Here is a 25,600-nt window from a genome sequence, read left to right as displayed (position 1 = left end):
GCCGCCGACACGGCCGCCGGGCAGCAGGACGTCGCCGGTACCGCGGGCCCCCGGCGTGGCCGGAGCGCGTCGCAGGGCTCGGCGAGCCGGCGGGACGCCTCTGACGCCGGGCAGCCGGACGACGCGGGTCCCGGCGGCGGCACCCGGGACGGCGACGCCACCGGCACTCCCGCCTCGCCCACCGAGGAACCGGCCGCGAAGCCGACGCCCACGACACCGCGCAGCCCGGACGCCCCGTGGCACCACGCCCGCCCGGCGTTCGACGAGCCTGCCGCCGCCGGGGAGCCGGGGGCTGCCGAAGAGTCACCGGCCGCTCCCGACGACGGGTCAGAAGCCTCCCGCGAGCCGGAGTCTCCCCAGGAGCCTGAGGCCCCGGGTGACACCGACACCCCGCCCGACCCGCCGAACTCCCCAGGAGGCCCGCAGTGAACGACGCGCTCGACGTCACCCTGCGCCTGCTGGTCGTCTTCGTCGTCTTCCTCGCGTTCCCCCTGATCGTCGGCCAGACCGAGCACAAGGTGATGGCCCACATGCAGGGCCGCCTGGGCCCCATGTACGCGGGTGGCTTCCACGGCTGGGCCCAGCTCGTCGCGGACGGCGTGAAGTTCGCGCAGAAGGAGGACGTGGTCCCCGCCGACGCGGACCGCCGCATCTTCCAGCTCGCCCCGGCCGTGGCCCTGCTGCCGTACCTCCTGGTCCTCCTGGCCATCCCGGTCGGGCCCGGAGAGGGCGCGGTCGGTCAGGCCGTCGACGCCGGCGTCTTCTTCGTCCTCGCCGTCATGGGCGTGGGCGTCCTCGGCTCGCTCATGGCCGGCTGGTCCTCCGCGAACAAGTTCTCCCTCCTCGGCGGCCTGCGTACCGCCGCCCAGCTCCTCGCGTACGAACTCCCGATGCTGCTGACCGCGGCCTCCGTGGCCATGGCGGCCGGCACCGTCTCCCTCGTCGGCATCCTCGACGCCTTCGAGTGGTGGTGGCTGCCCTGGCAGATCGTCGGCGCGATCGTCTTCTTCGTCGCCGGGCTGGCCGAACTGCAGCGGCCCCCGTTCGACATGCCGGTCGCCGACTCGGAGATCATCTTCGGCGCCTACACCGAGTACACCGGCCTGCGCTTCGCCCTGTTCCTCCTCGCCGAGTACGCCGGGATCGTCGTCCTGTGCGGTCTGACCACCGTCCTCTTCCTGGGCGGCTGGCACGGCCCCTGGGGCGACGACGGCCTCGGCTGGGTGTGGACCCTGCTCAAGGCGGCCGTCCTCGCCTTCGTCGTGATCTGGCTGCGCGTCACCTACCCGCGGCTGCGCGAGGACCAGCTCCAGAGACTGTCCTGGACGCTCCTCGTCCCCCTCTCCCTCGCCCAGATCGCCCTCACCGGCATCGTCAAGGTGGTGATCGCGTAATGGCCCCCGTCCCCGGCAGCGGCCTGGCCAAGGGCCTGGCCGTCACCCTGCGCACGATGACGAGGAAGACCGTCACCGAGCAGTACCCGGACGCCCAGCCCGAACTGCCGCCCCGTACCCGCGGTGTGATCGGCCTGTTCGAGGAGAACTGCACGGTCTGCATGCTGTGCGCCCGCGAGTGCCCCGACTGGTGCATCTACATCGACTCCCACAAGGAGACGGTCCCGGCGGCCACCCCCGGCGGGCGTGACCGCAGCCGCAACGTCCTCGACCGGTTCGCCATCGACTTCTCCCTGTGCATGTACTGCGGTATCTGCATCGAGGTCTGTCCTTTCGACGCCCTGTTCTGGTCCCCGGAGTTCGAGTACGCCGAGACCGACATCCGCGAGCTCACCCACGAGCGGGACAAGCTCCGCGAGTGGATGTGGACCGTGCCGGCCCCGCCCGCCCTCGACGCCGGCGCGGAGGAGCCCAAGGAACTCGCCGCCGCCCGCAAGGCCGCCGACAAGCTGGCCGCGCAGCCACGGACGGACCAGCCCGGGCAGACCGACCAATCCGGACAGACGGACCAGCCCGGAGAGGAGGACCGGTCATGACCCTCGCAGCGACCGTCGGCCACCTCGCCGCGTCCGCGCACCCCACGACCACCGCCGCCGGATCCCACGGCTTCCTGTCGCCGACCGGCGTGGAGATCGCCTTCCTCCTCGTCGGCCTGGTCACCCTCGGAGCCGCCGTCATCACCGTCACCACCCGCCAGCTCGTCCTCGCCGCCCTGTGGCTCGTGGTGGCCCTGGGCGGCCTCGCCGTCGAATACCTGCTGCTCACCGCCGAGTTCATCGCCTGGGTCCAGGTCCTCATCTACGTCGGTGCCGTCGTCGTCCTCATCCTGTTCGGGCTGATGCTCACCAGGGCGCCCATCGGCCGGTCCCCGGACGCCGACTCCGGCAACCGCTGGGCCGCGCTCACCGTGGCCGTCGCCTCGGCGGCGGCCCTGGTGTGGGTCGTCGTCGACGCCTTCCGCACCACCTGGATCGACCTGGACGGTCCGGCCGCAGGCTCCACCGCCGTCACCGGAGCGAGCCTGTTCCAGAACTGGGTCCTCCCCTTCGAGGCCCTCTCGGTCCTCCTCCTCGCCGCCCTGGTCGGCGCCATCGTCCTGTCCCGCAAGGCCAAGGCGGCCCGCGCGGGCGAGGCGTCCCAGCCGGGAAACCCCCAGGCCGGCACTTCCCAGCCCGGCACTTCCCAGTCCGGCACCTCCCAGACGGGTGGTGTCCGCTGATGCACCTCGCCTATCCCGCGGTCCTCTCCGCCCTCCTGTTCTGCACCGGCCTCTACGGCGTCCTCGCGCGCCGCAACGCGATCCTGGTCCTGATGTCGGTCGAGCTGATGCTGAACGCCGTCAACCTCAACCTGGTCGCGTTCGACGTCTGGCTCAGCAGGGCCGCCGAGGAGACCCTGCACTCCGGCCAGGCCCTGACCCTGTTCACCATCGCCATCGCGGCCGCCGAGATCGGCATCGGCCTGGCGATCGTCCTCGCCGTCCACCGCAACCGCGGCACCTCGGACATCGACAAGCTCCGCGACACCGCCGAGGGCCACGAGCCCGACGGCCCCGGCACCGACACCCCCGCGACCGGGACGGCCGCCGAGAAGGCTGAGGCCACCGCGTGACCACGACCACCCTCGCCGTACTCGTCCCCCTCCTTCCCTTCCTCGGGGCGGCCGCCGGTCTCCTGCTGGGCCGGTCGGCGCCCGGGTTCGTCCGCCCCCTCGCCGTCCTGCCGACGCTGGCGGCCCTCGTCCTCGCCGTACTCGTAGCGGCCCGTCAGGACGGCGGCCGGGCCGTCGACGCCGTCACGGAGCTGACACCCACCGGTTCGGTCCCCGTCGAACTCGCCCTGCACATCGACGGCTTCGCCGCCCTCGTCGCCATCCTGGTCGGCACCGTCGCCACCTGCGTGCAGATCTACTCGACGGGCTATCTGCGCGACGACCCGCGCTACGCCTCGTACGCCGCTCTCGTCTCCCTGTTCACCTCCGCGATGTTCCTCGTCGTGTACTCCGGCGACCTGATGGTGCTGCTGGTCGGCTGGGAGGTCATGGGCATCTGCTCGTACTTCCTGGTCGGCCACTACTGGGAGACCCCCGAGGCGCGCGCCGCCTCCCTCAAGGCCTTCCTGGTGACCAAGCTCGGCGACGTCCCCTTCCTGATCGGTCTGCTCGCGCTGGCGACGGAGGCCGGCTCCTTCCGCATCACCGAGATCCTCGGCGCGGTCGCGCACGGCTCGCTCGACCACCCGACGCTGATCGCCCTGCTGCTCCTGGCCGGCGTGGCGGGCAAGTCGGCGCAGTTCCCCCTGCACACCTGGCTCCCCGACGCGATGGCGGGCCCGACGCCCGTCTCCGCGCTGATCCACGCCGCGACGATGGTCGCCGCCGGTGTGTACTTCGTCGCCCGGCTCCTTCCGCTGTTCGAGGCCTCACGGGCCGCGATGGTCGTCCTCGCCGTCATGGCCGCCGTCACGATGGTCGGCTCCGCGCTCGCCGCCCTCGCTCAGGACGACATCAAACGCGTCCTGGCCTACTCGACGATCGGACAGCTCGGCTACATGACCGGCGCCCTCGCCACCGGCGACCGCGGTGCCGCCGTCTTCCACCTCCTCACACACGGCGCCTTCAAGGCGCTCCTGTTCCTCGCCGCCGGCGTGATCATCCACGCCGCCGGCACCAATTCGCTGGCCGCCATGTCCCGCATGCGGGGCCTGCGCGAACGCGTCCCGGACGCCTACTGGACGATGACCGTGGCCCTGCTCGCGCTCGCCGCGATCCCACCCTTCAGCGGTTTCTTCTCCAAGGAGTCCGTCCTCGGCGCCGCGGAGCACGTCGTCACCGGTCACACCGAGCACGCGCCCGGCGCCGCGGGCTGGACCGTGCTCCTCGCCGGGCTGATCACGGCCCTGCTCACCGCCGCCTACGCGACCCGCCTGTGGCTGCTGGCCTTCCGCGGCCGAGGCGCCGAGGCCCCCGACCACGGCAGGCAGCCGGTGGTCATGAACGCCGTGCTCTGGGTGCTCGCCATCCCCTCACTCGCCCTGGGCGGACTGGCCTTCCGACTGCTGCCCGACTGGTTCGACGGCCTCGACCTCACCCCGACCCTCACCACCTCCGTGCTGGGCACGGGAGTGGCACTGGTGGGCGGCATCGTCACCTACGCCGCCTGGCGGCACACCTCGTCGCTCGCAACCCGCACCCCGCTGGGCGCCGTCGCCGCCCACCCCGAGGGCGACGCCGCCCTGGTGGAGGCCGAGGCCATCGCCGCCCACCGGCCCGCCTACGGAGACCTCGCCTCCGCGCCCGACCCGTCAGACCCGGGGCGACTCCTGCTCGGCCCGGTGCACCGGCACGCGGCCGCCGGCTTCCACCTGGACGCGGTGTACACGACCCTCTTCGTCCGCCCGGTCCAAGCGGGCGCGAGCCTCGTCCGCTTCCTGGACCGCGAGGTGGTCGACACCTACGTACGTGCGGCGGGCGTGCTGCCCCGCTTGCTCGGGGCCGCCGTACGGCGTGCCCAGACCGGCAATGTGCAGACCTATGTGAGCGCGCTGCTCGCCGGCACCGTCGTCCTCGCGGTCGCCGCCGTCCTCGTCGCCACGGGAGCGTGAGCAGGCGTGATCGATATCAACGAGTCCGTGATGCAGGTCCTTCTCGCGTTCATCGTCGTCGGCCCGCTCCTCGGTGCCGCCGCCGCTCTTCTGCCGGCCCCGCCCGGACTGAAGGGGAAGTCACCCGAGCAGGCCGTACTCCGGCACGGCGTCACCGTCACCGGCGCCGTCCTCCTCGCGGCGGTCGTCCTCGTGCTCGGCTTCGACCACGACCATCCGTCGAAGATGCAGGCCAGCACGGACATCAGCTGGATCCCCGCACTCGACGTACGCATCCACCTCGGCATCGACGGCATCTCCCTCCCCCTGCTGGTCCTGACCGCGCTGCTGACTTTCCTCTGCGCGCTCTACTCGTACTTCAGGCCGCGACACGAGCGGCTGACGGCGCGGGCCTCCGGCCCGAGCCCGAAGGCATTCGTCGCGCTGCTGCTCGTCCTGGAGTCCGGCACCCTCGCGACCTTCGCCGTCCTCGACCTGATCCTGTTCTTCCTCGCCTTCGAGACGGTCCTCATCCCGATGTACTTCCTCATCGCCCGCTGGGGCGGCGAGGGACGGGCCGGGGCCGCCTGGAAATTCATCCTCTTCACCCTCCTCGGCTCCGTCGTCATGCTGCTCGGCCTGCTCCTGATCGGACTCACGGCGGGCACATTCGACATGGTGGCACTCGCCACTGACAACGGCCGGTCGCTGACCACATCCGTGCAGGTCATCGCCGTTCTGGCGATCGGGATCGGGCTCGCGGTCAAAACCCCGATGTGGCCGCTGCACAGCTGGCTGCCCGACGCCCACACCGCCGCGCCGACCGTCGGCTCGGTCCTGCTGGCCGGTGTCCTGCTGAAGATGGGTACGTACGGGTTCGTCCGGATTCTGCTCCCGGTCGCGCCGGAGGGCTTCCGCACCTTCGCGCCCTACCTCGCCGCCTTCGCCGTCGTCGGCATCATCTACGGCTCCCTGGCCTGCCTGGCCCTCGCCAGAAGGGGCGCCAAGGGCGACCTCAAGCGCCTCATCGCCTACTCCTCCGTCGGCCACATGGGCTTCGTCCTGCTCGGCGTCGCCACCATGACCCCGACGGGCGTCAACGGCGCCCTGTTCGCCAACATCGCCCACGGCCTCATCACCGGCCTGCTCTTCTTCGTGGTCGGCGCGCTCAAGGACCGCACCGGGACCACCGACCTCGACGCCCTCGCCGAAGAGTCCGGTCACGCCCTGTACGGCAAGGCACCGCGTCTCGGCGGACTGCTCGCGTTCGCGGCGGTCGCCTCGCTCGGTCTGCCGGGCCTGGCCGGATTCTGGGGCGAGATGCTCGCCCTGTTCGGCGCCTTCGACCCGCACGACGACCTCAGCCGCCCCGCCTTCCTCACCTTCATGGCCATCGCCGCCTTCGGGACCCTGCTGACCGCCGCGTACATGCTGATCGTGGTCCGCCGCGTCTGCATGGGCGCCGTGCCGCAGGACACCCCGCAGCCGAAGCTCGCCGACGTGCGCACCTACGAGTTCGCCGCCTGGACGCCGCTCGTCGCCCTCACCGTCGTCGCCGGACTGTGGCCCAGGACCCTCCTCGGGCTGACCGACCCGGCCGTGCAGCAGCTCCTCTCAGGAGGCATCCGATGAGCTCCCCGGCCCAGCTCCTCGCCGAGCCCCTGTCGCAGCCACTGGCCCAGAACCTCGTCCAGTCCGTCGACTGGCTCGCCATCGCGCCGCCCACCATCACGGCGGTCGTGGGTCTCGTCGTCCTCGTCACCGACCTGTTCGTCAAGGACGCCCGCAAGTCCCTGCTCGGCTGGCTCTCGGTCGCCGGACTCGCCGCCTCCGCCCTCATGCTGCTGCCCCTGGTGAACGACGACCGCTCGACGTTCTGCCTGGCCGGCGAGCCCGGCGTGTGCAGCTACACCGCAGACACCTTCACCCTCGCCATCCAGTTCCTGGTCCTCGGCGGGGCCCTGCTGACCGCCCTCCTGTCCGTCACCGCGGTGAAGGACGCCGACCGGGGACTGCCCGAGGGCGAGTTCTGGTTCCTGCTGCTCTCCTCCGCGGCCGGCGCCGCCCTCCTGCCCGCCTCCCGCGACCTCGCGACCCTCGTCGTCGCCCTGGAGGTCGCCTCCCTGCCCGCCTTCGCCCTCGTCGGCCTCCGGCAGGGCGACCGCAGGTCCTCCGAAGCGGCCCTGAAGTTCTTCCTGTCCTCGGTCACCGCCACCGCTGTCAGCCTCATGGGCATCAGCTTCGTGTACGCCACCACCGGCACCCTCTACCTCACCCAGGTGGCCGACCGCATCCAGCACGTCGACGGGCAGTTCACGACCCTCGCCCAGACCGGTGTCGTCCTCACCCTCGTCGGCTTCGCCTTCAAGACGGCCGCCGTCCCCTTCCACTTCTGGGTGCCCGACACCTACGTGGGGGCCCCGCTGCCGATCGCGGCCTACCTGTCCGTGATCGGCAAGGCGGTCGGCTTCTCCGGCCTCATCCTGGTCACGGTCGTCGCCCTGCCCTCCTACGCGGACGTCTGGGGCCCCGCCCTCGCGGCACTGGCCGCGCTCACCATGACCGTCGGCAACGTCGGCGCCCTCCGGCAGCAGGCCACGCGCGCGTACAGCGCGGTACGCCTGCTCGCCTGGTCGTCCGTCGGCCAGGCCGGCTACCTCCTGGTGCCGATCGCCGCCGCCGCGTACTCCGACGACGCCGAGCGCTCCATCGGCTCCACCGTCGCCTACGCCCTCATGTACGCCGCGGTGAACCTCGGTGCCTTCGCGGTGGCCGCGCTGGTGGGCCGCGCGAGGGCCCTGAACCGCGTCGCGGACTACCGCGGCCTGTACGCGTCCAACCCCCTCACCGCCCTGACCCTGGCGTTCTTCCTGCTCTGCCTCGCCGGACTGCCGCCCGGCGTCATCGGTCTCTTCGCCAAGGTCACGGTGTTCTCCGCGGCCGTCGACGCCGGACTCGGCTGGCTGGCCGTCGTCATGGCCGTCAACGTCGTGATCGCGCTCTTCTACTACCTCCAATGGACGGCTCTGCTGTTCCGGGCGCCCGAGGAGGCGCCCGCCGGCCACCGTGCCCCCGGCCCCCTCACGGCCACGATCGCCGCGACCGCCGTCCTCGCCGTCGCCCTCTCCGGAGCACCCCAGCTGATCCTGCGCTTCGCCGACACCGGCCTCTTCTGAGCGCACCCGCCCCGACACGCGCGTGCGGCACCGGGCTCCACGCGCGCGTGGAGCCCGCCGCGGCCGTCACCCGTACGGACCACACGTGCCGCGCGGGGGCCCGGGGAACTGGTGGCCTTCGCCTGGCGTTGACCAGTACGGAAGGGTCCACTGGACGTGTCACCCACGGCACCGGTGGCACCGGAGACCAGGAAGCAACCACAGCGAGCGAGACCAGCAAGCAAAGGGTTCCCCTGCTGCACGACTTGGAGGGCGTACCGTGCACCGCCGGCACAACGGGCTCAGGACCGCAGTACTCCTCGGGGGACTGTCCGCGCTCATCATCGTCATCGGCAGCTTCTTCGGCCGAGCGGGCCTCGTCGTCGCCGTCCTCGTCGCCCTGGGCACCAACGCCTACGCGTACTGGAACAGCGACAAGCTCGCGCTCCGCGCCATGCGCGCCCGCCCGGTCAGCGAGTTCGAGGCCCCGGCGCTGTACCGCATGGTGCGCGAGCTCTCCACCCAGGCCCGCCAGCCGATGCCCCGCCTGTACATCTCACCGACGGAGGCGCCGAACGCCTTCGCGACCGGCCGCAACCCGCGCAACGCGGCCGTGTGCTGCACCGAGGGCATCATGCGTCTGCTCGACGAGCGCGAACTGCGCGGCGTCATCGGCCACGAACTCAGCCACGTCTACAACCGCGACATCCTCATCTCCTCCGTCGCCGGTGCCCTCGCCTCGGTGATCATGTTCCTGGTCAACTTCGCCTGGCTGATCCCCGTGGGACGGTCCAACGACGATGACGGACCCGGTCTGCTGGGCATGCTCCTCATCATGCTGCTCGGACCGCTCGCCGCCACCGTCATCCAACTGGCGATCAGCCGTTCCCGGGAGTACGAGGCCGACGCCTCCGGCGCCCAGCTGACCGGCGACCCGCTCGCCCTGGCCGGTGCCCTGCGCAAACTGGAACTCGGCACCAAGCAGCTTCCGCTCCCCCCGGAGCCCCGGCTCGAGACCGCCAGCCACATGATGATCGCCAATCCCTTCCGGCCGGGGCAGGGACTCTCGAAGATGTTCTCCACCCACCCGCCGATGGCGGAGCGAATCGCCCGGCTCGAAAAGATGGCAGGTCGTCAGCAGTGAAGACCATCCTCAACGTCATTTGGCTCGTGCTCAGCGGCTTCTGGCTGTTCCTCGGCTACCTGCTCGCAGGCGCGCTGCTCTGCGTCACGATCATCGGAATCCCCTTCGGCATCGCGGCCTTCCGCATCGGCGTCTACGCCCTGTGGCCCTTCGGGTACACGGCGGTCGAGCGCCGCGACGCCGGAGCACCCTCCTGCATCGGGAACGTGCTGTGGCTCGTCCTCGCCGGCTGGTGGCTGGCGCTCGGCCACATCGTCACCGGTATCGCGCTGTGCGTCACGATCATCGGCATCCCGCTCGGCCTCGCCAACTTCAAGCTGATCCCCGTCTCGCTGCTCCCGCTGGGGCGCGAGATCGTGCGCACGGACCAGCCGTTCACCGCTGCGGCGACGTCGCAGCGGACCGGCTGGTGAAGGGTCTTCGCGGGCCGTCGTGGCCCACGTTGTCCACAGCGTCCTGGTTGTCCACAGGCCCGCCCGGATGTCAGTGGCGACCCGCATCATGAACCCATGACCGAGAACGAGCAGTTGCTGGAACGGGTGGCCGCCAAAGCGCGGAACACCCGCCCGTGGGGCTGGGCTTCCCTGCCCGAGCCCGTGGACGGGGCGACGCCGGCCCGCGCCGAGGCCGCCCTGGGCTTCCCCCTCCCCGTACTGCTCGCCGAGCTGTACCTGCGCATAGGAGACGGCGGGTTCGGCCCCGAGTACGGCCTGTTGCCCCTGCTCGACGGCCCGCCGTCGGGCGAGCCCGCCGCCGTCGCGCAGTACCTCGCCAACCGCGACAGCGGCGCCAAGGACCCCGACTGGCCCTGGCCCGAGGGTGTCCTGCCCATATCCAACTGGGGTTGCGCGATGTACGCGTGCGTCGACTGCCGCTCCCCGCAGGCCACCGTCCTCCTCTTCGAGCCCAACGGCGTCGACGCCGACCATGCCTGGTACGTCGACGCCCCGAGCCTCGCCGACTGGCTGCGCGCCTGGGTCGAGGGCACGGGCTGGTACGAGGAGGCCCACGAGGGCCCGGAACCGCCCCCGTGGGGCGACTTCCCCATACGCACCGGCAGAGGACCCGTGACGACGGTTACGTCGCCCACACCAGCCTCCTGAAGGGACACCGGCCGAACCCCTCCCGCCGGCTACCGCGGGACCTGCCGCCCCCGCACCCCGTACGCCACCACACCCACCGCCAGCACGCCCACACCCACGACGACCGACAGCGCCGGAAGCGAGAAGGCGAGCAGCACACAGCCGATCAGCCCCAGCGCCGGGACGACCCGCGACACCCGCGAGGGACCGAGCGTCCAGGCCGACGCGTTGGCCACGGCGTAGTACGTCAGCACACCGAAGGAGGAGAAGCCGATCGCTCCACGCACGTCCACCGTCGCCGCCAGGACCGCGACCACCGCGCCCACGGCCAGCTCCGCCCGGTGCGGCACCTGGAAACGCGGATGCACCGCGGCCAGCGCTCCGGGCAGATGACGGTCCCGGGCCATGGCCAGCGTCGTCCGGGAAACGCCCAGGATCAGCGCCAGCAGGGAGCCCAGCGCGGCCACGGCGGCCCCCACCCGCACGACCGGCGCCAGCGCCGGCACACCCGCCGCGCGTACCGCGTCGGCCAGGGGCGCCGTCGCCTGCCCCAGACCGGCCGGGCCCAGCACGGAGAGGACAGCCACCGCGACACCCCCGTACACCACCAGGGTGATCCCCAGTGCCAGTGGGATCGCGCGCGGGATCGTGCGCCGCGGATCCCGCACCTCCTCACCGAGGGTCGCGATGCGCGCGTACCCCGCGAACGCGAAGAACAGCAGGCCGGCCGCCTGCAGGACTCCGCCGACGCCGCCCGACAGGCCGACGTCCAGCCGTCCGGCGTCGGCCCGCCCCGACCCGAGACACACCACCACGACGGAAGCGAGGACAGCGAGGACCACCGCCACGATCACGCGCGTCAGCCAGGCGGACTTCCGGATCCCGCCGTAGTTCACCGCGGTCAGCGCCACCACGGCGGCGACCGCCACCGCATGCGCCTGCTCCGGCCAGACGTACGCGCCCACGGTGAGCGCCATGGCGGCACAGGAAGCCGTCTTCCCGACGACGAACGACCAGCCCGCGAGATATCCCCAGAACTCCCCGAGCCGCTCACGCCCGTAGACGTAGGCGCCACCCGAGGCCGGATAGCGGACGGCCAGCCGGGCCGAGGACATGGCGTTGCAGTAGGCGACGACGGCTGCCACGGCGAGGGCGAGGAGCAGTCCCGAGCCGGCGGCGCGCGCCGCCGGCGCCAGGGCGGCGAAGACGCCGGCACCGATCATGGAACCGAGTCCCACGACGACGGCGTCGCCCAGACCAAGGGTGCGACGCAGCCCCGAACCCGCAGGTGTCATGGGTCGCACCCTACTGATCGGCGCAACCACCCGGCGCGGTCCGAACGTCCCCTTCACCAAGGGGACGTGAACACCGCGCGGAGGAACGGCCCGCAGCACTGGCACCGTGTGGGCACAGAGAGAAAGGGCAGGGTCACGGCATGACCGTCATCAGCTGGATCATCCTCGGACTGCTGGCCGGAGCCATCGCCAAGGTCCTGCTGCCGGGCCGCGACCCCGGAGGGCTCATCGGCACCACCCTCATCGGCATCGCGGGCGCCTTCATCGGCGGCTGGATATCGGCCCGCTGGCTCGCCCACCCGATCAGCAAGGACTTCTACGACGGCGCCACCTGGGCGGCGGCGATCGGCGGTTCGCTGGTGCTCCTGGTCGCCTACCGGCTCCTGTTCGGCAATTCGCGCGACTGAACGCGCGGACCGGACGGGAAAGGGTGGACACCGTCGCGGTGCCCACCCTTTCCCGTCCCGGTTCAGCAGCTCACCGGTAGTTGACGAACTGCAGCGCGAAGTCGAAGTCCTGGCCCTTCAGCAGGGCGATCACGGTCTGCAGATCGTCCCGGCTCTTCGACGAGACCCGCAGCTCCTCGCCCTGCACCTGGGCCTTCACGCCCTTGGGGCCCTCGTCACGGATGAGCTTGGCCACCTTCTTCGCGTTCTCCTGGGAGATGCCCTCCTCGATCGACGCGAAGATCTTGTACTCCTTGCCGGAGAGCTGCGGCTCGCCCGCGTCCAGAGCCTTGAGCGAGATCCCGCGCTTGATCAGCTTGGACTGGAAGACGTCGAGGACTGCGGTCACCCGGTCCTCGGAGTTGGCCTCCATGAGGATCTTCTCCCCGGACCACGAGATCGAGGCGCCCACGCCCTTGAAGTCGTACCGCTGCGAGATCTCCTTGGCGGCCTGGTTGAGGGCGTTGTCGACCTCCTGCCGCTCGACCTTCGAGACGATGTCGAAACTGGAGTCGGCCATGTCCTGTGGCTCCTTGTATCTGGGTGCGTGTCGGGCCGCGTATCGGGTCCGTACCGGCATACGTCGGCGGCCGCCGGGCCCGGCGGGGTCCTCGGCCGCATCCGGACAAGCCTAGCCACCCGTCGCGGCAGGGGCGGCGATCAATCGGGTGGCGAAGCACCCCGCCACATCAGGTATTGTTTACGTCGTTGCCACGGAGCACCGCCCACCAGCGGTACGACGGGCAGCGAACCCCGGCGGTGTGCCCGAGCGGCCAAAGGGAGCAGACTGTAAATCTGCCGGCTCAGCCTTCCCAGGTTCGAATCCTGGCGCCGCCACACGGGAACGAAAGGGCCCCGTGACCTGCCCAACAGCAGGTTACGGGGCCCTTCGTCATGAGCTGGGTCGCCCGAGGGGGCGTGGGCCCCGCTCACCGTTCGCGGGGTGCGGGCAGACTGGTGTCATGGCCCCGTCCTCCCGCCGCAGGATCTGCCCCGAGTGCCGTCGCGAGATCGCCGTCGTCGCGGGGCGGTACGCGCGCCACGACCCGCCCGGCGCGCGGGAGAGCGGTGAGCTCGTGTCCTGTCCCGGTTCGCGGCGGTCGGCGCAACTCGGTGCGGCGCAGCCGTCCTTGGACGGGTACGTCGTCCCCGACTTCCCCGGGCAGCTGCCCCTCTTCTAGCCGCTGCCGGCCTTCGTGAGCGCCCGGGCCCCGAGTCGCCCCGCCGTCCTCAGTTCCCGGCCACCGACTTCACCGCCACCGACACCGGCGCCGAACCGCTGATCAGCTCCAGGGTCAGGCCGTTGGTGGCCGGGGTGTCGACCAGTTCCGCCAGGACGGCCGCGACGTCGTCGCGCGGAACGGGGCCGCGGCCGGTGTGCGCCTCCAGACGCACCAGGCCCGTGCCCGCGTCGTCCGTCAGGGCACCGGGGCGCAGGATCGTCCAGTCCAAGGCGTCCAACGAGCTGATGTACGCGTCCGCCTCGCCCTTGGCGCGCAGGTAGACGTCGAAGATCTCGTCCCCCTGGTGCCGGGGGTCGGCGCCCATGGACGACACGACCAGGAAGCGCCGTACGCCCGCCCGGACCGCCGCGTCCGCGAAGAGGACCGCCGCCGCCTTGTCCACCGTGTCCTTGCGGGCCACCCCGCTGCCGGGCCCCGCGCCCGCCGCGAAGACCGCCGCGTCCGCGCCCCGCAGCCGCTCCGCGACCTCCTCGACCGAGGCCGACTCCAGGTCCAGCACGACCGGTTCGGCGCCCGCGGCGCGCAGGTCGTCGGCCTGCTCCGCCTTGCGGACGATGCCCGCCACCTCGTCCCCGCGCGCGGCGAGCAACCGCTCCAGCCGCAGCGCGATCTGACCATGACCACCAGCGATGACAATGCGCATGCCTTCGACCGTACGCCTCGACGACCGCCCGCGCCGCACGACTTCGACCACCCCGCGCCAAGCCCGCTCGCCGCCCGCCCGGCTCCCGCTCAGGCCGTGTCCCCACGCCCGTCGCGACCGCCGGGCCCGCCGCGCCCGTCACCGCGTCCCCGCCCGCCACCGCCCTGCCGGGGCAGCCCCAGGTCCGGCGCGGCGGTCGAGTCGCCGTACTCCCGTACCGCGCTGGTCCGCGCCACCACGCGCCCCCGGTGCACCACGATCCGGCTGTACGCCAGCGACAGCGCGCCCGCCAGCCGGTCCCCGCGCACGGCGAGGAGTTCGGCCGGGAAACCCGCCTCCACCCGTACCTCGGGCAGCCCGAGCGCCGACCGTGCCGCCGCGCTCACCGCGTCGTACGCCTCCTCGGGGCGCAGCCCGTGGCGCGAGGCCAGCAGGTAGGCCGCCTCCAGGGGGTCGCCGCGCCCGACCGGGTTGGACACGTCCCGCAGCGCCCCGCTCCCGGCGGCGACCCGTACCCCGGCCGCCCGCAGCAGCCGTACCGGAGCCGTGCCGTCGGGGTGGTCCACGGTCCCGCAGGCGCCCTGCGGCAGGCAGACCACGCTCACTCCCGCCGCCGCGAGCTGGTCCGCGGCCCGGGAGAGCGCGTCGGCGGGCAGCCGGCCCAGGCCGTCGCAGGGGCCGATGGCGACTCCGGGGCGCAGCCCGCCCGCCATGGCCGCCAGCCGGGCCAGCCGCGCCGGGTCGGCGGCGTCCGTGTGCAGGTCGACCGGGCAGCCGTGCTCGGCGGCGACCTCCAGGACCGCCTCCACGTACCCCGCCGGATCGGGGTCCAGGTCCGGACACCCGCCCACCACGTCGGCGCCCATCTTGAGCGCGTCCCGCAGCATCGCCAGCCCGTCGGCGCCGGCCACCCCGGTCAGCACCCTCGGCATCGCCACCGCGGTCAGTTCGGCGAGCCCGCGCAGGGAGCGCCGGGTCCGCAGTACGGCGGTCAGCGCGCCGAGGCCCGCGACGTCGCCCACCCGCACGTGCGCCCGCAGCGCGGTGGCGCCGTGTCCCAGCTGGAGCAGGGCGGCCTCGGTGGCCCGGCGCTGGACGTCCTCGGGCTGGTAGGAGACGGGGCCGGGAACGTCGGCGGTGAGTGCCGTGTCGGCGTGGACGTGGGGATCGGCCGGGGCCGGGAGCAGCAGGTAGCCGCCCAGGTCGAGGTGGCCGCCGGGGCGGGGGCCGGGGCGTGGGCCGGGCGCGCGTCCCGGGGGCAGGTTGCCGAGGGCGCGGCGCGGGGTCAGGCTGCCGGCCGTGCCGACCGCCTCGATGCGGCCGCCGTGGAGCCGTACGTCCACGGTCCGGCCGTCGGTGAGCCGTGCCCCGGAGAGCAGGAGCGAGCCGTGGTCGGCGGGGTCCGAGGGGGAGGGCGAGTGGGGCGGCTGCGGCTGGCTGTCGGGCATCGCGCTCCTCTGGGCTCGGGGCTGCGCAGTGGGGGACGCAAGATCACGCAGAGTGAGACGAGCCTAGGACGGTGATCAGCCCGTGGCGCGGAGGAGCGCAATAGTCGTACCGGTGCGGTCCGCGTCGTCTCGGACCCCTCCGTCCCGTCCCACGGCGGTCGGGACGGGACGGGGCAGGGTCGGCGAAACGGATTTGGGCGAACGGCGGGCGACCGTGTAATGTCTTCATCGCTCGCCCCAATAGCTCAGTCGGCAGAGCGTCTCCATGGTAAGGAGAAGGTCAACGGTTCGATTCCGTTTTGGGGCTCTGGTGTGAGAGGTTCCCGTCGCGAGGCGGGGCCCGATCGCATCACAGCGGTGTAGCTCAGTCGGTAGAGCAAGCGGCTCATAATCGCTGTGTCACCGGTTCAAGTCCGGTCACCGCTACTCTCAGTAGCCGATTGCGGGGTCGGTCCTTCAATCGGCTACTCTTTCCTGCGTTAATACATCAATCCGTTCGTCAAGGAGTGCACTCACGTGGCTGCCACCGACGTCCGCCCGAAGATCACGCTGGCCTGCGTGGAGTGCAAGGAGCGGAACTACATCACCAAGAAGAACCGGCGTAACAACCCGGACCGACTGGAGATGAAGAAGCACTGCCCGCGTTGCAACGCGCACACCGCGCACCGCGAGACGCGATAGAACAGGCTCGTACACGAGGCCGTCCCCGAAGCTTGGGGGCGGCCTCGTGTCGTTGTCACCGTCGCTCGTCGACACGGATACGAAGAGCAGCAGGAGGTTGCGAGCCCATGGCGCTCGACCAGTCGTTCGTGGGGCGGACCTATCCGCCCACCGCGCCCTACGAGGTGGGCCGGGAGAAGATCCGCGAGTTCGCGGAAGCGGTGGGGGACGCCAACCCGGCGTACACCGACGCGGAGGCCGCGAAGGCGCTCGGCCATCCGGACGTGATCGCTCCGCCGACCTTCGTGTTCTCCATCACGTTCAAGGCGGCCGGTCAGGTCGTCGAGGACCCGCAGCTCGGGCTGGACTACAGCCGGGTGGTGCACGGCGACCAGAAGTTCGCCTACGCCCGTCCGGTGCGGGCCGGTGACCGGCTCACCGTCACCTCGACCATCGAGGCGATCAAGTCCATGGCCGGCAACGACATCCTGGACATCCGCGGCGAGGTCCACGACGAGGCCGGCGAGCACGTCGTGACCGCCTGGACCAAGCTTGTGGCCCGCGCGGCCGAGGAGGCGTGAGCACCCCATGACGCATGCGACGGACCCGACGCACTCGACGCGTCCCCCGGCGGCGAGGATCGCGTACAGCGACGTCGAGGTCGGCACCGAACTGCCCGCGCAGAGCTTCCCCGTGGACCGGGCCACGCTCGTGCGGTACGCGGGCGCCTCCGGCGACTTCAACCCGATCCACTGGAACGAGAAGTTCGCCAAGGAGGTGGGCCTGCCGGACGTCATCGCGCACGGCATGTTCACCATGGCCGAGGCGATCCGCGTGGTCACCGACTGGACCGGCGACCCGGGCGCGGTCGTGGAGTACGGGGTCCGCTTCACCAGGCCCGTCGTCGTACCGAACGACGACCGGGGCGCCGTGATCGAGGTCACCGGCAAGGTGGCGGCCAAGCTCGACGACAACACCGTCCGCGTCGACCTCACGGCCACCAGCGGCGGCCAGAAGGTCCTCGGCATGTCCCGGGCGGTCGTACGACTGGGCTGACCCGGCTCTCGTACGGTCCTCATCGTGAAGCGGCCACCCGGAACGTCGATGGCGTGGCCGACCGCGCCCGGTGCCCCGGCCGGTCGGTCAGGGCGGAGCCGGGTGCGTCCGCCGGTCGTGGGGAGCGGTTCGGGCCCTGGTCACGCGTGCGGGACCGCCGGCAGCCGAACCGTCCCACGGCGGCCGCACCGACCCGGCGCGCCCTTCCGGGTTACCTCCGCCACGTCCTGCGCTCGCCTCCCCTTGACGAAGTTAGTGATTGAGCACTAACTTCATTCCCATGGTCAGGATGAGTGCGGCGGAACGGCGCGAGAGCGTCATCCGCGCGGCGACGAGCGAGTTCGCACAGGGTGGGTACTACGGCACCTCTACGGAGACCATCGCCAAGCGGGTGGGGGTCTCCCAGCCGTACCTCTTCCGCCTCTTCCCGGGCAAGAAGGCGATCTTCCTCGCGGCGGCGGAACGCTGCCTGCGGGACATGTGCGAGCTCTTCGAGAAGACGTCCGAGGGCCTGCACGGCGAAGAGGCGCTGCATGCCATGGCCGAGGCCTACAACCGGCTGATCGCCGACGACCCCGAGAAGCTCCAGATGCAGTTGCAGGTGTACGTCACCGTCGCCGCCGCCGAGGCGGCCGGGGACCACGAGTTCGGCGAGATGGTGCGCAAGGGCTGGCTCGAACTCTGGGACACCGTGCACCTGCCCCTGGGGGCCGACATCGGCCAGACGACGACCTTCCTGGCGTACGGCATGCTGATCAACACCCTGGTGGGCATGGGGTTCCCGCCGGGTCACCGCGTCTATGGGGGCCTCTACGACTCGGCGCAGCCCAAGCCCGGCCGGGGCGACGCGTAGGAGTGCGCAAGGGGGGTGAGGGGGCGGGTGCGCCCGCTTCCGCACGCCCGTGAAAGTTAGTCATCGATCACTAATCTGTCACGACAAGTGAACACCCTCTGGGGGAGAGATGTCACAGCTCGGAGTACGTCGGAACGCTCGGGGTGGGGGAGCGGCCTGGGCCCTCGTCATCACCAGCGTCGCCGGTTTCATGGCGGCCCTGGACAACCTCGTCGTCACCACCGCCCTGCCCTCCATCCGCGAGGACCTGGGCGGCGCGCTGCACGACCTGGAATGGACCGTCAGCGCCTACACGCTCACCTTCGCCGTCCTCCTGATGTTCGGCGCGGCCCTCGGTGACCGTTTCGGCCGCCGCAGGCTCTTCCTGGTCGGCCTCACCGTCTTCACCGGGGCCTCCGCCGCCGCGGCCCTGGCGCCCGGCATCGACTCGCTCATCGCCGCCCGCGCGGTGCAGGGCGTCGGTGCGGCGATCATGATGCCGCTGACGCTGACCCTGCTCACGGCCGCGGTACCCGCCGAACGCCGCGGGATGGCGTACGGCATCTGGGGTGCCGTCAACGGGCTCGCCGTGGCCTCCGGGCCGCTGGTCGGCGGCAGCCTCACCGAGCACATCTCCTGGCAGTTGATCTTCTGGCTGAACGTTCCGCTGGGCCTGGCCCTGCTGCCCCTCGCCCGCCTCCGCCTCGCCGAGTCGCACGGCACCGGTGCCCCGCTCGACATACCCGGCACCGTGCTCGCCAGCGGCGGACTCTTCGGCATCGTCTACGGCCTGGTCCGCGGACCCGCCGACGGCTGGACCGGCGCCGTGGTGCTGACCGCCCTGTTCGCCGGGGCCGCGCTGCTCGCCGGCTTCGTCCTCTACAGCACCCGCGCCAAGAACCCCATGCTGCCGATGCGGCTGTTCCGCTCCCGTGCGTTCGCCGGCGTCAACGCGGCGAGCCTGCTGATGTTCCTGGGGATGTTCGGCTCGATCTTCCTGCTCAGCCAGTACATGCAGGGCGTGCTCGGCTACTCGCCCACCGAGGCGGGCCTGCGCATGCTGCCCTGGACCGGTATGCCGATGCTGGTGGCGCCGATCGCCGGCATCCTCTCCGACCGGATCGGAGGCCGCCCGGTCGTCGCGGCCGGACTCTTCCTCCAGGCGGCCGGCCTCGGCTACCTCGCCTCCGTGATCACGGCCGACGCCTCCTACGCGATCCAGCTGCCCGGTCTGATCGTCAGCGGGATCGGTATGGCCCTCTACTTCGCCCCCGCCTCCGCGCTGGTGATGTCCAGCGTCGCCGCGAAGGAGCAGGGCATCGCCTCCGGCGCCAACAACGCGCTGCGCGAGGTGGGCGGCGCGCTAGGCATCGCGGTCATGTCGTCGATCTTCGCCGCGCAGGGCGGCTACGAGTCCGCGCAGTCCTTCGTGGACGGACTGCGACCCGCGGTCGCCGTGGGCGGCGCGGTGGTGGCCCTCGGCGGCGTCGCGGCCCTGGTGATCCCGGCGCGCCGCCGCACCGGCGACGGGGGCCGGGGACCCTCGGCCGCACCGGCGACGGAGCCGGCCCCGGCATCCGAACCGGCCCTCGCCCCGACGGCCCCGCACTGAGCCGCACGACACGGAACGCGCCACAACGCACGAGGCGCGACGCGCAACTCACCACACACAACGCACGGGGCACGACGCGCCACATACAACGCACGAGGCACGACGCACCACGCACAACGCACAACGCAAGACCCACGACAACGCACCACACACAACGCAAAACGCCCGACAGACAACGCACCACACACGAACGCACAGGACACGAGAGGAGTACGACATGCCCACCCTTCCCTGGACCGTGCCGAACCGCCCTCCTCGGGCCACCGAGGTCCACGTCTTCGCCTCCCGCTTCGAGACCCGGACCCTGTGGGGAGCGCTGAGGTTCCTGGTGCGCACGCCGGGCGTGTGGCGGCAGGTGGGCAGCGCGCCCGGAGCGTACGGCGCCTCCCTGAAGGCGGAGCCCTTCAAGCGGACCTTCTGGACGCTCTCCGCCTGGGAGTCGCCCGACGCCCTCAAGACCTTCGCCCGCTCCGGCACCCACGCGCCGACCTCCCGCGGACTGTCGGCGCAGATGCGGGACGCGAAGTTCGCCTCCTGGCCCGCGTCCAGCGACGAACTCCCGGTGAGCTGGGCGGAGGTGCGCAGACGCCTGACGTGACGCACCCGCGTACGCGCGCACCCGCGACGACGCCCCGGCCGACCGGTCGGGGCGTCGCCCGTGTTCCCGCTGCCCGGGGCTGTCGGTGCCGTCTCGTAGTCTTGAGCGCGTGCAGGAACTCCACGACGCTCCCCTCGCCCCGCTGACCACCTTCCGCCTGGGCGGGCCCGCGACCCGGCTGGTCACGGCCACCACCGACGCCGAGGTGATCGCCGCCGTCCGCGAGGCCGACGACACCGGGACCCCGCTGCTGCTGATCGGCGGCGGGTCCAATCTGGTCATCGGCGACAAGGGCTTCGACGGCACGGCCCTGCACATCGCCACCCGCGGCCTGCGCCTCGACGGCACGACGCTGGAGCTGGCGGCCGGGGAGATCTGGACCGACGCCGTCGCCCGCACCGTCGAGGCGGGCCTGACGGGCGTCGAGTGCCTGGCCGGCATCCCCGGCTCGGCGGGCGCGACCCCGATCCAGAACGTCGGGGCGTACGGCCAGGAGGTGTCCGCCACGATCACCGAGGTCACCGCCTACGACCGCAGGAGCCGTGAGACGGTCGCCCTGTCCAACGCCGACTGCGCCTTCTCCTACCGCCACAGCCGCTTCAAGGCCGAGCCCGAGCGGTACGTCGTCCTGCGCGTCCGCTTCGCGCTGGAGGACGCCGGCGGTCTCTCCGCGCCGCTGCGCTACGCCGAGACGGCCCGCGCCCTCGGTGTCGAGGCGGGCGACCGGGTGCCGCTGACGGCCGCCCGGGAGACGGTGCTGAAGCTGCGCGCCGGGAAGGGCATGGTGCTGGACCCCGAGGACCACGACACCTGGTCGGCCGGGTCGTTCTTCACCAACCCGATCCTCACGGACGAGCAGTTCGCCGCCTTCCGCTCGCGCGTCGCCGAGCGCCTGGGCGACGCCGTGGAGCCGCCCGCCTTCCCGGCCGGGGAGGGCCGCGTCAAGACCTCCGCGGCCTGGCTGATCGACAGGGCGGGCTTCACCAAGGGGTACGGCACCGGCCCCGCCCGCATCTCCACCAAGCACACCCTCGCCCTCACCAACCGCGGCGAGGCGACCACCGAGGACCTGCTCGCGCTGGCCCGCGAGGTCGTCGCCGGGGTCCACGAGGCCTTCGGGGTCACGCTGGTCAACGAACCGGTGACGGTCGGCGTGAGCCTGTGACCGGCCGCCGGAACCCCCGTGGCGCCGGGACGCCTCTCCCGGCCGCACGGCTTCAGTAGGCCACCCCGACGCCCTGCTTCACCGTCCCCGCGTCCTCGGTCATGGCGAGCATGGCGTGGGCGACGTCGGCGCGGCCCGCGAAACGGCCCTTGGGCGGGAAGCCGCCGATCACCGTCCGGTACCGGCCGGTCAGCGGCTTGTCCTGCAACCGCGGCGGCCGCACGGCCGTCCAGTCCGTGGCACTGCGCGCCAGCTCCGCCTCCATGGCGCGCAGATCGGTGTAGACGTCCTTGAGCACGGCGGAGACGACACCGCGCGCCGCCCGGTCCAGCAGCCCCGCGCCCGCCGGCTCCGGCCCGACCGGAGCGGCACTGACCACCAGCAGCCGGCGCACGCCCTCCGCCTCCATCGCGTCGAGGACCGTACGGGTCAGCCTGGCCGCGACCCCGGCGTCGGCGCGGCGGCGGGCGCCCAGCCCGGACAGCACGGCGTCCCGGCCGGCCACCGCGGGCCGCACCGCCGCGGGGTCGCCCAGGTCCGCCCGGAACACCTCCAGACGTGCGCCGGTCACCGGCAGCCGCGCCGGGTCCCGTACGACGGCCGTGACCTCGTGTCCGGCGTCGAGCGCCTGCCGGACGATCTCCTGACCGATGCCTCCCGTGGCACCGAAGACGGTGAGTTTCATGGCGTACTTCTCCGTTCCGGCGGCGCGGCCGAGTCCGGCGCGCTCGGTGGTCGGTGGGTGAGTACTCACTCACCCTGGTCTCCTCTAGAGTGAGTAAGTACTCACCCACTAGTCAAGCCCGACGGGAGCAGCCATGCCGGCCACGCCGTCCGCCAAACCGGCCAGGGAACGCATCCTGGACGCCGCCCACGAGCTGATGCGGACCGTCGGGCTCGCCCGTGCCACCACGAAGGAGATCGCCAGGGTGGCCGGCTGCTCCGAGGCGGCGCTGTACAAGCACTTCGCGAGCAAGGAGGAGCTCTTCATCCGGGTGCTGTCCGAACGGCTGCCGCGGCTGACCCCCCTGCTCCGGGGCCTCGCGGCCGAACCCGGACGGGCCCCGCTCGAGGACAACCTGACGGAGATCGCCCGCCAGGCCGCGCTCTTCTACGAACAGAGCTTCCCGATCGCCGCGTCGCTGCACGCGCAGACCCAGCTCAAGCGCCGGCACGACGACGCGATGCGCGAGCTGGGCACCGGGCCGCACCTGCCGATCGAGGGCCTCGACGCCTACCTGCGGGCCGAGCAGGCGGCGGGTCGCGTCAGGAGCGACGCGGACACCTTCGCGGCCGCGTCGCTCCTGCTGGGGGCGTGCGCGCAGCGGGCGTTCGCGTACGACGCGACCCCGACCGGCGTACGCCCGCCGGTCGACACGTTCGCGCGCCGCCTGTCCCGGACGCTGCTCGACGGACTCCGCTGACCCCCGCCCCACCCCCACCCGCAGCCGGGGCCCGGCGTCTCGCCTAAGCCGTCAGCCAGTCGTCCACCCCGGCCAGCAGCCGCGCCTTCACGTCCTCGGGTGCCGCCGACCCCCGTACCGACTGGCGCGCCAGTTCCGCCAGCTCCGCGTCCGTGAACCCGTGGTGCTCGCGCGCGATCTCGTACTGGGCGGCCAGCCGGGACCCGAACAGCAGCGGGTCGTCCGCGCCCAGCGCCATCGGCACCCCCGCCTCGAACAGCGTCCGCAGCGGCACGTCCTCCGGCTTCTCGTACACGCCCAGGGCGACGTTCGACGCCGGGCACACCTCGCACGTCACCTGCCGGTCCGCCAGCCGCTTCAGCAGCCGGGGGTCCTCCGCCGCCCGCACGCCGTGCCCGATCCGGTCCGCGTCCAGGTCGTCCAGGCAGTCCCGCACCGACGCCGGACCGGTCAGCTCACCGCCGTGCGGCGCGCTCAGCAGCCCCCCGTCCCGCGCGATCGCGAACGCCCGGTCGAAGTCCCGGGCCATCCCGCGCCGTTCGTCGTTCGACAGCCCGAAGCCGACCACGCCCCGCTCCGCGTACCGCACCGCCAGCCGCGCCAGCGTCCGCGCGTCCAGCGGATGCTTCATCCGGTTCGCGGCGACCAGCACCCGCATCCCGATCCCGGTGTCCCGCACGGTCGTCTCCACCGCGTCCAGGATGATCTCCAGCGCCGGGATCAGCCCGCCCAGCCGCGGCGCGTACGACGTCGGATCGACCTGGATCTCCAGCCACCCCGACCCGTCCCGCACGTCCTCCTCCGCGGCCTCCCGGACCAGCCGCTGGATGTCCTCGGGCTCCTGGAGGCACGACCGCGCCGCGTCGTACAGCCGCTGGAAGCGGAACCAGCCCCGCTCGTCCGTCGCCCGCAGCTTCGGCGACTCCCCGCGGCCCAGCGCCTCGGTCAGCGTCTCGGGCAGCCGCACGCCGTGCTTGTCGGCCAGTTCCAGCAGGGTGGTGGGCCGCATCGACCCGGTGAAGTGCAGGTGGAGATGGGCCTTGGGCAGTTCAGAGACATCACGTACACGCTCCATCTGGTGATCCTGCCGTACGACACGCCCGGCCCGACAGCACTTTCCCCGTACGTGGTCTTGCTCGCACAAACAAACAGGGCCACACCGGAACGTTCCGGTGTGGCCCTGCGGGGGAGGAGGACGGTCAGTCCCGCGCCTCCGCCAGCAGCTTCTGGATCCGGCTCACGCCCTCGACGAGGTCCTCGTCCCCGAGCGCGTACGACAGCCGCAGGTACCCCGGCGTGCCGAAGGCCTCACCCGGCACCACGGCGACCTCGGCCTCCTCCAGGATGAGCGCGGCCAGCTCGACCGAGTCCTGCGGACGCTTGCCGCGGATCTCCTTGCCGAGCAGCGCCTTCACCGACGGGTAGGCGTAGAACGCGCCCTCGGGCTCCGGGCAGAGCACGCCGTCGATCTCGTTGAGCATCCGCACGATGGTCTGGCGGCGCCGGTCGAAGGCCTCCCGCATCTTCGCCACCGCCTCCAGGTCGCCGGAGACCGCGGCCAGCGCCGCCGCCTGGGAGACGTTGGACACGTTGGACGTGGCGTGCGACTGGAGGTTGGTCGCGGCCTTGACGATGTCCTTGGGGCCGATCACCCACCCGACCCGCCAGCCGGTCATCGCGTAGGTCTTCGCCACGCCGTTGACCACGATGCACTTGTCGCGCAGCTCGGGCAGCAGCGCCGGCAGGGACACCGAGAAGGCGTCGCCGTAGACGAGGTGCTCGTAGATCTCGTCGGTCAGCACCCACAGGCCGTGCTCGACGGCCCACGTGCCGATCGCCTCGGTCTCGGCCTCGCTGTACACCGCGCCCGTCGGGTTCGACGGCGACACGAAGAGGACGACCTTGGTCTTCTTGGTGCGCGCGGCCTCCAGCTGCTCCACCGTCACCCGGTAGCCGGTCGTCTCGTCGGCGACCACCTCGACCGGGACGCCGCCGGCCAGCCGGATCGACTCGGGGTACGTGGTCCAGTACGGCGCCGGGACGATGACCTCGTCGCCCGGGTCGAGGATCGCGGCGAACGCCTCGTAGATGGCCTGCTTTCCGCCGTTGGTGACGAGGATCTGCGACGGGTCGACCTCGTAGCCGGAGTCGCGCAGCGTCTTCGCGGCGATGGCGGCCTTCAGCTCGGGCAGCCCGCCGGCCGGCGTGTAGCGGTGGAACTTCGGGTTCTTGCACGCCTCGACGGCGGCCTCGACGATGTAGTCCGGCGTCGGGAAGTCGGGTTCACCCGCGCCGAAGCCGATCACGGGACGTCCGGCGGCCTTGAGGGCCTTCGCCTTGGCGTCCACGGCGAGGGTCGCGGACTCGGAGATCGCGCCGACTCGGGCGGAGACCCGGCGCTCGGTGGGAGGGGTTGCAGCGCTCATGACCCCATCGTTCCAGACCGGAAACCTCCCGGGCACAGGGGTTTCACGGACTGAACCCGGACCGGTCCAGGACCTGAACTCCAGTCCGGGCCACACCCTGAACATCAGTCCGGACGCGCTTTCTGTTCGACGCCCGGCCCGTGAGCACGTACACTCTCACCTCGTTGGCCTTCAGCGGCCCGCGATCACCCGGTGCACACCGAGCATCCGGGCGTATGCGGTACGTTGGGGGACGAACAAAGGGTCGTAGCTCAATTGGTAGAGCACTGGTCTCCAAAACCAGCGGTTGGGGGTTCAAGTCCCTCCGGCCCTGCTACACACACCATCGCCAGGAT

27 protein-coding genes, 4 tRNA genes and 1 pseudogene are annotated in these 25,600 nt (G+C 71.9%); 25 read left to right on the top strand and 7 right to left on the bottom strand.

The annotated features are described in order from the left end of the window. The 11 genes and pseudogenes from BZZ08_RS39640 to BZZ08_RS25560 form a co-directional block, all read left to right on the top strand. Nucleotides 1-429 (top strand): annotated as a pseudogene (locus BZZ08_RS39640) (NADH-quinone oxidoreductase subunit C); the annotation flags it as partial. Further along, nucleotides 426-1,394: a complex I subunit 1/NuoH family protein gene (locus tag BZZ08_RS25605; RefSeq protein ID WP_104634606.1), complete on the top strand. Its 969-nt coding sequence runs from the start codon at nucleotides 426-428 to the stop codon at nucleotides 1,392-1,394. The pseudogene BZZ08_RS39640 and the gene BZZ08_RS25605, both read left to right, overlap by 4 nt. Next, nucleotides 1,394-1,990: a NuoI/complex I 23 kDa subunit family protein gene (locus BZZ08_RS25600; protein ID WP_104634605.1), complete on the top strand. Its 597-nt coding sequence runs from the start codon at nucleotides 1,394-1,396 to the stop codon at nucleotides 1,988-1,990. Before BZZ08_RS25605 ends, BZZ08_RS25600 begins: the two co-directional genes overlap by 1 nt. Then, nucleotides 1,987-2,673, top strand: a complete 687-nt coding sequence (locus BZZ08_RS25595) for an NADH-quinone oxidoreductase subunit J family protein (protein ID WP_104634604.1) — start codon at nucleotides 1,987-1,989, stop codon at nucleotides 2,671-2,673. The genes BZZ08_RS25600 and BZZ08_RS25595 overlap by 4 nt, the downstream gene beginning before the upstream one ends. Further along, the gene (nuoK, locus tag BZZ08_RS25590; protein WP_104634603.1) at nucleotides 2,673-3,065 is read left to right on the top strand and encodes an NADH-quinone oxidoreductase subunit NuoK; all 393 of its coding nucleotides are present in this window, start codon (nucleotides 2,673-2,675) and stop codon (nucleotides 3,063-3,065) included. Before BZZ08_RS25595 ends, nuoK begins: the two co-directional genes overlap by 1 nt. After that, nucleotides 3,062-5,056: an NADH-quinone oxidoreductase subunit 5 family protein gene (locus BZZ08_RS25585; protein WP_104634602.1), complete on the top strand. Its 1,995-nt coding sequence runs from the start codon at nucleotides 3,062-3,064 to the stop codon at nucleotides 5,054-5,056. Before nuoK ends, BZZ08_RS25585 begins: the two co-directional genes overlap by 4 nt. A 6-nt stretch (nucleotides 5,057-5,062) precedes the next feature. Next, complete coding sequence (locus BZZ08_RS25580; protein WP_104634601.1) at nucleotides 5,063-6,667, top strand: NADH-quinone oxidoreductase subunit M; 1,605 nt, start codon at nucleotides 5,063-5,065, stop codon at nucleotides 6,665-6,667. Further along, on the top strand, nucleotides 6,664-8,211 hold the full coding sequence (locus BZZ08_RS25575) for an NADH-quinone oxidoreductase subunit N (RefSeq protein ID WP_104634600.1): 1,548 nt from the start codon (nucleotides 6,664-6,666) through the stop codon (nucleotides 8,209-8,211). The genes BZZ08_RS25580 and BZZ08_RS25575 overlap by 4 nt, the downstream gene beginning before the upstream one ends. Nucleotides 8,212-8,470: 259 nt before the next feature. Beyond that, entirely contained in the window at nucleotides 8,471-9,334 is an 864-nt protein-coding gene (gene htpX / locus BZZ08_RS25570; RefSeq protein ID WP_030145418.1) for a zinc metalloprotease HtpX, read from the top strand. Beyond that, on the top strand, nucleotides 9,331-9,747 hold the full coding sequence (locus BZZ08_RS25565) for a YccF domain-containing protein (protein WP_104634599.1): 417 nt from the start codon (nucleotides 9,331-9,333) through the stop codon (nucleotides 9,745-9,747). The genes htpX and BZZ08_RS25565 overlap by 4 nt, the downstream gene beginning before the upstream one ends. A gap of 96 nt (nucleotides 9,748-9,843) precedes the next feature. Beyond that, the gene (locus BZZ08_RS25560) at nucleotides 9,844-10,437 is read left to right on the top strand and encodes an SMI1/KNR4 family protein (protein ID WP_104634598.1); all 594 of its coding nucleotides are present in this window, start codon (nucleotides 9,844-9,846) and stop codon (nucleotides 10,435-10,437) included. Between the two features lie 29 nt (nucleotides 10,438-10,466). Here BZZ08_RS25560 and BZZ08_RS25555 read toward each other — a convergent pair whose 3' ends face one another. Beyond that, nucleotides 10,467-11,711, bottom strand: a complete 1,245-nt coding sequence (locus BZZ08_RS25555) for an APC family permease (protein WP_104634597.1) — start codon at nucleotides 11,709-11,711, stop codon at nucleotides 10,467-10,469. A gap of 140 nt (nucleotides 11,712-11,851) precedes the next feature. On the opposite strand from BZZ08_RS25555, the gene BZZ08_RS25550 reads away from it, so the two are divergent. Then, nucleotides 11,852-12,118 (top strand): GlsB/YeaQ/YmgE family stress response membrane protein, encoded by a 267-nt coding sequence (locus BZZ08_RS25550; protein WP_104634596.1) that lies wholly within the window; start codon nucleotides 11,852-11,854, stop codon nucleotides 12,116-12,118. Nucleotides 12,119-12,188: 70 nt separating this feature from the next. Here the strand turns inward: BZZ08_RS25550 and BZZ08_RS25545 are convergent, their stop codons facing one another. Then, nucleotides 12,189-12,677, bottom strand: coding sequence for a YajQ family cyclic di-GMP-binding protein (locus BZZ08_RS25545; protein ID WP_059299986.1), 489 nt, complete (start codon nucleotides 12,675-12,677; stop codon nucleotides 12,189-12,191). 235 nt (nucleotides 12,678-12,912) lie between these two features. Here BZZ08_RS25545 and BZZ08_RS25540 point away from each other — a divergent pair. Beyond that, nucleotides 12,913-12,994 (top strand) — tRNA-Tyr (locus tag BZZ08_RS25540). 125 nt (nucleotides 12,995-13,119) lie between these two features. Then, complete coding sequence (locus BZZ08_RS25535; protein WP_104634595.1) at nucleotides 13,120-13,338, top strand: hypothetical protein; 219 nt, start codon at nucleotides 13,120-13,122, stop codon at nucleotides 13,336-13,338. Nucleotides 13,339-13,387: 49 nt separating this feature from the next. On the opposite strand, the gene BZZ08_RS25530 is transcribed toward BZZ08_RS25535, so the two are convergent. Both BZZ08_RS25530 and BZZ08_RS25525 read right to left on the bottom strand, forming a co-directional pair. After that, on the bottom strand, nucleotides 13,388-14,044 hold the full coding sequence (locus tag BZZ08_RS25530; RefSeq protein WP_104634594.1) for an SDR family oxidoreductase: 657 nt from the start codon (nucleotides 14,042-14,044) through the stop codon (nucleotides 13,388-13,390). Between the two features lie 89 nt (nucleotides 14,045-14,133). Then, on the bottom strand, nucleotides 14,134-15,492 hold the full coding sequence (locus tag BZZ08_RS25525; RefSeq protein WP_104634593.1) for a hydrolase: 1,359 nt from the start codon (nucleotides 15,490-15,492) through the stop codon (nucleotides 14,134-14,136). 234 nt (nucleotides 15,493-15,726) lie between these two features. Here BZZ08_RS25525 and BZZ08_RS25520 point away from each other — a divergent pair. The 9 genes from BZZ08_RS25520 (at nucleotide 15,727) to BZZ08_RS25480 (ending at nucleotide 21,415) form a co-directional block, all read left to right on the top strand. Beyond that, nucleotides 15,727-15,799 (top strand) — tRNA-Thr (locus BZZ08_RS25520). 46 nt (nucleotides 15,800-15,845) lie between these two features. Beyond that, a tRNA-Met gene (locus BZZ08_RS25515) sits at nucleotides 15,846-15,918 on the top strand. A 90-nt stretch (nucleotides 15,919-16,008) separates the two neighbouring features. Beyond that, the gene (rpmG, locus tag BZZ08_RS25510) at nucleotides 16,009-16,173 is read left to right on the top strand and encodes a 50S ribosomal protein L33 (RefSeq protein WP_003948671.1); all 165 of its coding nucleotides are present in this window, start codon (nucleotides 16,009-16,011) and stop codon (nucleotides 16,171-16,173) included. 107 nt (nucleotides 16,174-16,280) lie between these two features. Next, on the top strand, nucleotides 16,281-16,733 hold the full coding sequence (locus BZZ08_RS25505) for a MaoC family dehydratase N-terminal domain-containing protein (RefSeq protein ID WP_104634592.1): 453 nt from the start codon (nucleotides 16,281-16,283) through the stop codon (nucleotides 16,731-16,733). A gap of 7 nt (nucleotides 16,734-16,740) precedes the next feature. Further along, nucleotides 16,741-17,208, top strand: coding sequence for a MaoC family dehydratase (locus BZZ08_RS25500; protein ID WP_104634591.1), 468 nt, complete (start codon nucleotides 16,741-16,743; stop codon nucleotides 17,206-17,208). 280 nt (nucleotides 17,209-17,488) lie between these two features. Further along, entirely contained in the window at nucleotides 17,489-18,061 is a 573-nt protein-coding gene (locus tag BZZ08_RS25495) for a TetR/AcrR family transcriptional regulator (RefSeq protein WP_104634590.1), read from the top strand. A gap of 109 nt (nucleotides 18,062-18,170) precedes the next feature. Next, nucleotides 18,171-19,652 carry an MFS transporter gene (locus tag BZZ08_RS25490; protein ID WP_104634589.1) on the top strand — a complete coding sequence of 494 codons (1,482 nt, stop codon included), beginning with the start codon at nucleotides 18,171-18,173 and terminating at the stop codon, nucleotides 19,650-19,652. 217 nt (nucleotides 19,653-19,869) lie between these two features. Continuing rightward, on the top strand, nucleotides 19,870-20,250 hold the full coding sequence (locus BZZ08_RS25485; RefSeq protein ID WP_104634588.1) for a DUF3291 domain-containing protein: 381 nt from the start codon (nucleotides 19,870-19,872) through the stop codon (nucleotides 20,248-20,250). A 109-nt stretch (nucleotides 20,251-20,359) separates the two neighbouring features. Continuing rightward, entirely contained in the window at nucleotides 20,360-21,415 is a 1,056-nt protein-coding gene (locus tag BZZ08_RS25480; RefSeq protein WP_104634587.1) for a UDP-N-acetylmuramate dehydrogenase, read from the top strand. Between the two features lie 52 nt (nucleotides 21,416-21,467). On the opposite strand, the gene BZZ08_RS25475 is transcribed toward BZZ08_RS25480, so the two are convergent. Continuing rightward, the gene (locus BZZ08_RS25475) at nucleotides 21,468-22,100 is read right to left on the bottom strand and encodes an NAD(P)-dependent oxidoreductase (RefSeq protein WP_104634610.1); all 633 of its coding nucleotides are present in this window, start codon (nucleotides 22,098-22,100) and stop codon (nucleotides 21,468-21,470) included. A 133-nt stretch (nucleotides 22,101-22,233) separates the two neighbouring features. On the opposite strand from BZZ08_RS25475, the gene BZZ08_RS25470 reads away from it, so the two are divergent. Continuing rightward, nucleotides 22,234-22,839 carry a TetR/AcrR family transcriptional regulator gene (locus tag BZZ08_RS25470; RefSeq protein ID WP_104634586.1) on the top strand — a complete coding sequence of 202 codons (606 nt, stop codon included), beginning with the start codon at nucleotides 22,234-22,236 and terminating at the stop codon, nucleotides 22,837-22,839. Between the two features lie 43 nt (nucleotides 22,840-22,882). Here the strand turns inward: BZZ08_RS25470 and BZZ08_RS25465 are convergent, their stop codons facing one another. After that, nucleotides 22,883-23,914, bottom strand: a complete 1,032-nt coding sequence (locus tag BZZ08_RS25465; protein WP_104634585.1) for an adenosine deaminase — start codon at nucleotides 23,912-23,914, stop codon at nucleotides 22,883-22,885. Between the two features lie 124 nt (nucleotides 23,915-24,038). After that, nucleotides 24,039-25,265, bottom strand: a complete 1,227-nt coding sequence (locus BZZ08_RS25460; protein WP_104634584.1) for a pyridoxal phosphate-dependent aminotransferase — start codon at nucleotides 25,263-25,265, stop codon at nucleotides 24,039-24,041. Between the two features lie 240 nt (nucleotides 25,266-25,505). On the opposite strand from BZZ08_RS25460, the gene BZZ08_RS25455 reads away from it, so the two are divergent. Beyond that, nucleotides 25,506-25,578 (top strand) — tRNA-Trp (locus BZZ08_RS25455). The last annotated feature ends 22 nt before the right edge of the window (nucleotides 25,579-25,600 follow it).

It is taken from the genome of Streptomyces sp. MH60 (assembly GCF_002939385.1).
Lineage (GTDB): Bacteria > Actinomycetota > Actinomycetes > Streptomycetales > Streptomycetaceae > Streptomyces.
This window is presented reverse-complemented; position numbering and strand designations above follow the sequence as displayed.

Coding starts and splice junctions, on each gene's coding strand:
- BZZ08_RS25535 (WP_104634595.1), top strand. CDS start 13,120: ATGGCCCCGTCCTCCCGCCGCAGGATCTGCCCCGAGTGCCGTCGCGAG.
- BZZ08_RS25560 (WP_104634598.1), top strand. CDS start 9,844: ATGACCGAGAACGAGCAGTTGCTGGAACGGGTGGCCGCCAAAGCGCGG.
- BZZ08_RS25490 (WP_104634589.1), top strand. CDS start 18,171: ATGTCACAGCTCGGAGTACGTCGGAACGCTCGGGGTGGGGGAGCGGCC.
- BZZ08_RS25555 (WP_104634597.1), bottom strand. CDS start 11,711: ATGACACCTGCGGGTTCGGGGCTGCGTCGCACCCTTGGTCTGGGCGAC.
- BZZ08_RS25595 (WP_104634604.1), top strand. CDS start 1,987: ATGACCCTCGCAGCGACCGTCGGCCACCTCGCCGCGTCCGCGCACCCC.
- BZZ08_RS25500 (WP_104634591.1), top strand. CDS start 16,741: ATGACGCATGCGACGGACCCGACGCACTCGACGCGTCCCCCGGCGGCG.
- BZZ08_RS25460 (WP_104634584.1), bottom strand. CDS start 25,265: ATGAGCGCTGCAACCCCTCCCACCGAGCGCCGGGTCTCCGCCCGAGTC.
- BZZ08_RS25525 (WP_104634593.1), bottom strand. CDS start 15,492: ATGCCCGACAGCCAGCCGCAGCCGCCCCACTCGCCCTCCCCCTCGGAC.
- BZZ08_RS25505 (WP_104634592.1), top strand. CDS start 16,281: ATGGCGCTCGACCAGTCGTTCGTGGGGCGGACCTATCCGCCCACCGCG.
- BZZ08_RS25600 (WP_104634605.1), top strand. CDS start 1,394: ATGGCCCCCGTCCCCGGCAGCGGCCTGGCCAAGGGCCTGGCCGTCACC.
- BZZ08_RS25465 (WP_104634585.1), bottom strand. CDS start 23,914: ATGGAGCGTGTACGTGATGTCTCTGAACTGCCCAAGGCCCATCTCCAC.
- BZZ08_RS25530 (WP_104634594.1), bottom strand. CDS start 14,044: ATGCGCATTGTCATCGCTGGTGGTCATGGTCAGATCGCGCTGCGGCTG.
- BZZ08_RS25485 (WP_104634588.1), top strand. CDS start 19,870: ATGCCCACCCTTCCCTGGACCGTGCCGAACCGCCCTCCTCGGGCCACC.
- BZZ08_RS25475 (WP_104634610.1), bottom strand. CDS start 22,100: ATGAAACTCACCGTCTTCGGTGCCACGGGAGGCATCGGTCAGGAGATC.
- nuoK (WP_104634603.1), top strand. CDS start 2,673: ATGCACCTCGCCTATCCCGCGGTCCTCTCCGCCCTCCTGTTCTGCACC.
- BZZ08_RS25550 (WP_104634596.1), top strand. CDS start 11,852: ATGACCGTCATCAGCTGGATCATCCTCGGACTGCTGGCCGGAGCCATC.
- BZZ08_RS25470 (WP_104634586.1), top strand. CDS start 22,234: ATGCCGGCCACGCCGTCCGCCAAACCGGCCAGGGAACGCATCCTGGAC.
- BZZ08_RS25495 (WP_104634590.1), top strand. CDS start 17,489: ATGGTCAGGATGAGTGCGGCGGAACGGCGCGAGAGCGTCATCCGCGCG.
- BZZ08_RS25575 (WP_104634600.1), top strand. CDS start 6,664: ATGAGCTCCCCGGCCCAGCTCCTCGCCGAGCCCCTGTCGCAGCCACTG.
- BZZ08_RS25545 (WP_059299986.1), bottom strand. CDS start 12,677: ATGGCCGACTCCAGTTTCGACATCGTCTCGAAGGTCGAGCGGCAGGAG.